A 7633-nucleotide genomic window follows, 5' to 3' on the forward strand; every position below is an offset into this window, starting at 1 on the left:
GGCGATTCCCAAAACAATTTTCTGATGATGATCCTGTTCGTCAATTTCGGAAATGGACACATTGAATTTCTGTCTGGTTTTTTCAACCAGACTTTTCAGAATCCGGCGTTTGTCTTTCAGTGAATGCACCCATGGAGTGTGGATGCAAATCGTGATGGTCCCGATAATCATAAAATTTCACCTCTTTTTTGCCTTTTTGTTCTGTTCTTGGCTTCTGGATCAATTTGTAACACAACGATGCAATCACCAGGCTTGCGATGGGTGCGACACCATCAATTAAAAACCAAAGTGCTCATCAATCCGCAGGTTAACCGGGTAAAGGTCTCCAATATCATAGGTGGCTTTTTAGCTGCACCGCTCTTTGCGCATAAAAACAGAGTCAGGCACCTTCAGTTCAAAACTGAATTAACCATATAGCACACAAAGACAGTACTAAAACCAACTTTCTCTAAACCCGATACTCCCCATTCTTCTCTAACTTAAGTGAGCCTGGCACCGAAAGTGTTCACCCATTAAATTCACTTCTATGCGTTCTTTTAATATTCTCGAAAATGGGCTCAAATCAATGAATATTTCTTTTAAACTATCTTTATCAATATCATTGTCGAATATATATTCTAATAAGTCTTCCTGCTTTGTCTGCCCTAAAGTCAATCGATACAGTGACAAGATTTTTAACAGTCGATCATATTTTGAAATATCCTGACTAAAAGGATACATGGGTACAATTCTCTCGATTTTAACACTTTGGTTGTTCGGCAAACACCAGAACGGAACAAGATCACTGCTGCCTGCTTCTTTCTCACAGATCGATGCTTTATCAAACATCTCGTTCCAGATATCAGTTTTAAACGACATATCACCGTATTTATCTGCAATATTTTTTCTAATGGCAAGACATTTAAATCGGTTAATCCTGCCTTCACGCTGTTCGAGATCGATTGGATTACTTGGGAGATTCCAATGCATAATTTTTCTGCAATAATAGTGGAAATCCAAACCTTCCTGTCCAATACTGGTAGAAGCCAAAACAAAAGGTCTGAATGGCGAATTAAAGGAATTCCTAACACTTGCTTTTCGATCATACCCGCTTTCTTTTTGTCCTTTATCCTGATAAAATCCCACGGCATAATGAGAACGCATATTTAAGGCAGAAGAACCTTTACGACCTTCGGTACCAGACGATCTTTTTTTCAGAGCGTTCCACGTGTCCACATTATAACTTGCTGAACGTATATCCAACCCCTCAACCATCAGGTTATGAATTGATTCCTCTTTATTTTTCACATTCGTTAAACCATTCGAATCCGTTAACATATGTGCATATTCATCCAGAACTGATTGGAGATTTCCATCTTTACAATATTTCAAAACATTTTTCCAGAATACAGCACTGTCTTCCTCACCAAAATAGCAATCGACAACTGCAGACCATTCCAGTGTATTAAATCTGTCAATTAAAGATTTGGCCAATTCTGCTGCATGAACTGTGTTGGTTCGATACGCACAAATGGCAGGCGATGCAATGGCCATATCCACACAAACTTCCATCAAATCATTAGGCATTCGACCCAAGTTTTCTAATTCTGCTGAATAAAGTTCTTTCAATTTTTCAAGATGAGTCTCAAAACCTTTTTGACCCTGAGATGCCATTGCAGCATCTTCTCTTTCATACTCATCCTTAATATCGCCCACCAGTTTGGCGTTCTCAATCCAATACGATACGTAACTTTCGTCATCGAGCATAAGCGGGAGTAAATAATACCACCTCTGGTCAGCCTGTACCGATTCGCCTCCTTTTATACCCAATTCATTAATTCTCTGTTGAATGCAGGTTCGCACCTTTTCTTCAACTTCAAATATGCTTTTAATTCCATTATTTTTTATTTCGATGGCATCAAAACATTCCCCGAGAAATTTTGAGGGATAAATCAGACAAAACATACTCATGGATCTTGGATGTCCCCCAGAAACGCTGAATTTAAGACGTTGCGCCGTATTTTCTCTGTGATAAGTAAGTTCAGATCCATTTTTCTCTGAAAGATAACCAATTGTTCTGCGTTCAGACTCATATGATACCAGTGAGGCTATCATTCGAGGTACCATCTCCCAGGAAGAAAACAATAAAATTTTCGAAAAAGAATCAGCATCCTTATACACACCTTCGGATTTATAATAAGGTAATGACGGCGGAACCCATAATAACAATTCTGCCTTTTTCTCAAATGCAGTTTCGAAAAGCTTCTCTAATCTTGCATTTCTGCAGGGAATCGCTTTATATTTAGAAACTGCTTTACCATCAACCCACAGTTCAGCCTCTTTTGCATATTTAATGTCAACGGGTAATTCCTTAAGATGACCTTCCACTTTCTTCTTTAACTGATAATGATTCATAAACGACATTAAATATGGACAAGACTTCACATAATCAATCGGTACCTTTTCACGCATTTTCATATGTTCAAGCATTTGGGCGAATTTAACATAGGATGTAATATCATCTTCCACAATGGGCATAAATTGTGAAACAGACGTATCATCGATAAAATTACCGCTTTTAATTTGGGATATTCGTTCCGTTCTGCATACATTTTCATACATGGCGTCTTCTGCCCTATTTTTTGCTTCAATCAACGCTGTATTTCCTAATGTCATTTCTCGGAGATTAAAGGAATAATTTTTCCATATCTCAGTAAAACTTTCCGATTTACTTTCATTATCGATGAGAAAATTCATGACACTCAGAAACTCTCTATAATGTTCATCAATTCCTGTTTGATCAATTTCTTCCAAAGTTGAATATAGTTTATAGGGCGTTGCCGACAACAGTAAGATCTTCACTGCTTCATTCCCCTGTTTACTTGAAAAAAACCGTCGTGCCAACATCCCCGTTTCGCTGTCATCTGAAGCATCCATCAGAAATTCAAACCGCTGGAACTCATCCATAATTACCAGATCCGGATTAAGCAAATCCACACTTATTTTTGCAAAAATACTACGCAGTTTACCGATGATACCTGTTTTCGGAACTTCACTGCAACCGCTGTTATCAATTTCAATGCAAATCGCTTTTAGTTCTTTAAGTACTTGCCCTTTTCGAAGATGACGACTAAGAGATTCGTGTAAATCCGCAATATATTTATGACCCGACAGGTCATCACATTTTATGACTTCATCCTCCATCCATTTTTTTACCCAATAATGCCAGGAAACTGGTGCCTGATAACTCAGCAAAACCTCCAATCCACGTTGTATTTGTTCATCAGACAAGTCAGGCAAACGTTTCAGCAGCGCAAACATTAATGCCCGTTCCTGTACGATACCATCACCACTTGTCATCCGAAAAGAAGTGTGTGGGGTTAGTGGGATTAACTGCACATAACCATTTTTAATTTTTTCATCATTTTCCTGCTTATAGATTTGAAGATGTTGCATTGATAATCTTGATGCGTCTGAGGTCTCTTTCGTTACATTATTTGTGATCATCAACTTATTCAAATTTTGTTCAGCGATATTTCTATTTGAGCAAATATAGATCACCTTAAATAAAGAATCATTCATTTCTTTATGCAATACCGCGGTTTTTGCAATCACACCTTTAGCGATCAGGGTTTTTCCGAGTCCTACCTCGTCAGAAACCAGGACTCTTCTGACACTTCCCCGAAATAATGTATCAATCCGTTCCACTGTGGCCTGCTGAAAATCTTTCAGACCATCCATCACTCTCTGTTCAGCCGTTTGAAGTTCTCTCGTAATCTCACTCATCGTTTACCTGCCACTCGTTTAAATACCTGATAGGTTTCTTCAAATCCATCCGGTATGACGTTTTTATTTTTCAGCAAATTCATCACATATTCGATTTCGCCCAATCGCTCTGGATACTCGCAAACCGTTTTTAACATCTTTTCATATAATGCCGGCATTTTAAAATCCCCAGTTTTCTGATTTGGCTTTTTAATGTTTTTATCTAAATCCATATTTTCCAGCATGGATAATAAATAGTCATCACCCAGCAAGAATGAAATATACTGAATAAAAGACTTCTTTGTCTCCAGTATTTTAGAAAACACGGCACTTTCTCTTCCCTCCGGCATGTCTTCCATTTCAATTTTTAGAATTTTTTCAATCTGTGACGTCACACCTTTGACTCTGATCCTGAAAAAAGAACTCACTTCAAGCAACTTCAGATTCTCAAAACGCACATCCATGCCAAGTGGTAAAAAGGTGTCTTTCATGATTGGTGAAATGCTGACTCCTTCAGAATCGCAAATTTTCTGCACTTGAATGACAATGCTGAAATCATCGGAAGCTTTTATTACTTTTCCGCTAATTCCCGACCGGATTAACTTTTTAAGCTTTGCCTGTAACAGGCTACTTTCATCGGTTCCATCCGGTTCCTGGGGGATATTCGTCAATAATTCAAAGGGAGAATCCTCGGATTCAATGAGTTCATGCTTAATAATTCTGTCGATATGATCATAGCTTCTTCCAGTCAAACGAATCATAAACTCTACATTATTCTTAAGTGCATTCGTTGATGCATTTAATGAGCCCAGATACATTTCCACTTCGTTGTATTTGCGCCAAATATATACCTTTGCATGAATATCCTGCTGCCTAATATCGGTTTCATTCTCATTTCCGGAAATGCTCTCTTCTCCGTCCACGATTTCATCCTTCATGGAATAAACAGCAAAATTAGAATAATCTTCCGGTTTCATTTTGCATAATTCATTCTTTCTTGTTATGAGTGTCCGGAACTGTTCTTTCATAGATATGTTCGGTTTATTAAAATCTTTAATGACCTCTTTTGACAAAAATGGGCTTATCACAAACAACTCATGAAAAGTTTCCGAAAATAATCGGGTTTGATTCATGGTGTACTGGTTTTTATCTTCAGACTTAATTCCCACCGGCAGAAATTCAAAGTCTGTGAACATTTTATTTTCCGTTAAGAATTCCACATATTTTAGTTCGCTTTTCATATCGCGAATCATTTTTCGCTGGCCTTTTGGCAAACCTTTTCCGCCACTGACATTAATCGCCAGGTATTCAAGGAAATCAATCAGTGGTTTTGTTTTTTCCTGTTGCTCATTTACAAGTCTCCCCTCTAACACCACCGATACATCCCAACTGCGATCAAAGGTAAGATTTCTGCTTAATATGATCACCCGATAGCGTACTTCAGTCTCACTTTTAAAACGCAGCAGCCAGAATTTTGGATGAAACGAAGGATATCCATATTGAGCCTTTTTCAACGCTATTTGTATAATCATTGGTTCGAGCAATAAATATAATGTTCTTAAATTATCTGGGGCATGAATCTGCCCTGCTTCGCAAAACAGCACAACTTTAGAGGTCGTCTTTCTTAACGCTTCCAATAAATAGATGGAATTATTCATCAGAGCAGAATCGGTCTCTTCTGCTAAACCCAATGCGATGCATGCCCCAATGAGTGCATCCATGTCCAAAGAATAAGTTGTTCCTACAGCCCCGGTCATTTCAAATCCAACCGGTGGAATCAATAAATTTCCATAATCCAGACGATTCTCTTTGGGTTTTAGCATTTTAAACCTTCACCTTCGAAAATATCCCGGATAATGGTTTTTGCATTTCCCATTCTATAATTCAGAATATCCCCAGAAAACCACTTATCAACGGGAAAATCACCTGGATTGGAGGTTTTAGCTCTTCCTATCCCTTTTAAAAATTTCTCTCTGGCAATAATCCCGTTTTTCAGCCCATCAATATCGCCATCAAGCATTTGCCGCTTTGCTTCAATTAAAAAATGCATCAAACCAAAATTTGAAATTCGCAATCTCGCAAAGATCTCCTGCAACTCAATCGCTGCTTCGCTATTCATTCTTTTTTCAAACTCAGTCCAGCATTCTACTGCTTTTTCATTTTCACCACCGGAAACAATCAGATTATATTGTATTCTGATTCCAAATAAGAACCGGGCAAACGCAACAGCCATTTCATAATCTCTTTTCATCTGTTCAGAAAAGCCATTATGCACGGAAGCTCTCAAGTCTTCAAAACGATTACATTCAAGAAAATCCACAATGTTTTCCTTTAAAATATAAGCCATTAATGATTCCGGATGTTTTTTAATTATCTGGGACTTCAACAATTCACTTTCTTCTGATGACAGGTTCATGGTTATTTCTTTATTCCAGTTGTCCACGTCAAAATCAGGAACATGCCAAAACGAAGTATGCAAAAATCCACCAGCATCACTGTCGTCTTTTTCGTTTTCAAATTCACCCTCATTAAGCCCCTGTAACCGAGATACCTTCCTAAGCAATTTCCTCTTACAGTTAATATATGCATACTCTCTCAGTGAAATACGACCACCTTTGAAAATACCATAAGACCTTATACCTGCCCAGTAAATTGCCGTAGGGGGTCTCTTAACCCAGCCGCCATTTGTGATGGCTACTTTTCCAATTGTTCCATCTTCATTCAGTTTCAATAAACGCTTTCCACATTCATGCTCGATATCATCCAATTTTCTAATAAATTGCTTTTCATCTGTCTCATTGCTTCGTTCAATGGATATACAGGCATATGGAACAAGAAAGAAATATTTTGCTCTTGTCTGGATGGTTGATGTCCCAGGAAAAAACAAATTTGCAAACCCATCCCGAATTGGCGCAATTCCTAATTCATCCAGTGTTCCCGGCTCTTCCAGAAGATTAATCACATCCAATACTTTATTTTTTTCTTCCTTAGAAAAATCGATCCAACCTAATTGCATACATTACCCACCTGCTTTCTATAAATATTATATTATCATATGAAGAAACAACCGGGGATGAAAATGTCCAGGCTATCGCAAAAAAATATTCTCCGGCGACATAAAGAAGCCTTTATGGAACTGGCAAAATGAAAAGGCTGACTTATCATCAAGTCATTCAAATTCATAGCTTGTTAATCCTTGAAACGGGTGGAAGTGATGGTATCCGTGATGAAGGTTTATTATACGACCCTTAACAATCACAACATACAAAAATTCGAAGCTGACATAAAAACAAGAAAGGAGTCATAACCATGTGTTTTTACTGTAAAGGAAATTTATTTGATAGCATTACGACCCATGTCGTGAATTATAAAAACTGCTTGATCATCATTAAAAACGTTCTCTGCGAAGAGTGTGAACAATGCTGCGAAAAATGTTTTAGTGACGAAACCATGGAAACCTGCATCAAACGTTGGTAAAATGCTAGTAGAAATTTATTCATAGCATATTTTGCAATGCTGTACTAGTACCGTCAATAAGTTTATAAGTTAATGTCAGGCACAGGTCTCCTCCTGGAATGCTGCGATTCTGTTACTGCTGGCGATGCTTTTTGGCATCCTTGAGGTTGTGGCCTTTTTTGTCCTTGGACAGCTCCTTAATGATACCCTGGCCGTCTCCATTTTTATTGGCTTCTTTGGCTTCTTTGTTTCGGCCATCTTTACCACCTTCCAACTGATTGAGACCGCAATAACCTTTGCTCTGGTATCGATGTTTTACTACGATTATTCCCAGAGGGCCCCATGCGATGTTTCGTCAACCGCTCTGATCGAAACGAAAAACAATCGCAATAAAACCGACAAACCCCGAAAAAAGCTGTTCATCGGCTTGAGC

6 protein-coding genes are annotated in these 7633 nt (G+C 38.2%); 2 read left to right on the forward strand and 4 right to left on the reverse strand.

What is annotated here, in order from left to right; translation table 11 throughout:
* The 4 genes from VIK44_RS12315 to VIK44_RS12330 all read right to left on the reverse strand — a co-directional run.
* A partial coding sequence (locus VIK44_RS12315) for a DUF503 domain-containing protein (protein ID WP_331554193.1) occupies window positions 1-171 on the reverse strand: 171 nt, incomplete at its 3' end.
* A gap of 303 nt (window positions 172-474) precedes the next feature.
* Window positions 475-3765, reverse strand: a complete 3291-nt coding sequence (locus VIK44_RS12320) for a helicase-related protein (protein ID WP_331554188.1) — start codon at window positions 3763-3765, stop codon at window positions 475-477.
* A complete protein-coding gene (locus tag VIK44_RS12325; protein ID WP_331554189.1) occupies window positions 3762-5567 on the reverse strand; it encodes a phospholipase D family protein in 1806 nt (601 codons plus the stop codon). Before VIK44_RS12325 ends, VIK44_RS12320 begins: the two co-directional genes overlap by 4 nt.
* Window positions 5561-6760 (reverse strand): DUF6361 family protein, encoded by a 1200-nt coding sequence (locus tag VIK44_RS12330; protein ID WP_331554190.1) that lies wholly within the window; start codon window positions 6758-6760, stop codon window positions 5561-5563. The genes VIK44_RS12325 and VIK44_RS12330 overlap by 7 nt, the downstream gene beginning before the upstream one ends.
* A gap of 293 nt (window positions 6761-7053) precedes the next feature.
* Between VIK44_RS12330 and VIK44_RS12335 the strand changes: the two genes are divergently transcribed.
* Both VIK44_RS12335 and VIK44_RS12340 read left to right on the forward strand, forming a co-directional pair.
* Window positions 7054-7221: a YgiT-type zinc finger protein gene (locus VIK44_RS12335; protein ID WP_331554191.1), complete on the forward strand. Its 168-nt coding sequence runs from the start codon at window positions 7054-7056 to the stop codon at window positions 7219-7221.
* Window positions 7222-7345: 124 nt separating this feature from the next.
* Window positions 7346-7633 (forward strand): hypothetical protein (locus VIK44_RS12340; RefSeq protein WP_331554192.1); only part of this gene is annotated, 288 nt, incomplete at its 3' end.

Origin of the sequence: Acetobacterium sp. (genome assembly GCF_036508315.1) — a bacterium.
Lineage (GTDB): Bacteria > Bacillota > Clostridia > Eubacteriales > Eubacteriaceae > Acetobacterium.